Raw genomic sequence first — 551 nt, 5'->3', positions numbered from 1 at the left:
CGAAATAGTATTGATATTAAACGGCATACTATCAACTTGGTGTTGCCCCTCTCCTTATTCTTGCCTTGTAAAGACAAACTAACTAAGGAAGCTTTTATGAGCCACTTCACTATCAAGCTACGCCAAATCTTGCACAAGACACGCGATGAATGGGCAAAATTCGCTATCAGAAAAATGGAAATCCCACCTAACACCATCGCCAAATTTTATGGTTACAAATCGAGTTGTGATCTTGAGCAAATTCTTAAACACGATGAAAACGACGCCAATTCGGACATTTGCTCGACACCTTGTGCGAGATCTCTCACAAGCGATGTAAGCAAAACGACCATCTTTGACTAAGATAAAATCAAAAAATGTATATAACCAATTGAAAATTAAAATTTATAGTATTTTTCATAATATTCGCTGCCAAAGTTTTTTTACCTAGCTGATTGAGAGTAATCAGCAAAACATCAATACTGATTGTGTCGACAGGATGTTGGCGGGAACAGGAAAAAAGCCTAATGGACTAGGTATCTTCAGGATGAAGGTTTGGTAGCTTAGGATGA

Annotated in this window: 1 protein-coding gene; it reads left to right on the top strand. The window is 37.7% G+C overall.

From position 1 onward, the window contains the following. The first annotated feature begins 96 nt into the window (after positions 1-96). Complete coding sequence (locus R7Z77_RS27735) at positions 97-342, top strand: hypothetical protein (protein ID WP_318137357.1); 246 nt, start codon at positions 97-99, stop codon at positions 340-342. Positions 343-551: the final 209 nt, after the last annotated feature.

The organism is Vibrio sp. 1401 (assembly GCF_033340295.1).
Note: the sequence above shows the minus strand (reverse complement) of the source record. Positions and strands in the feature narration are given on the sequence as shown.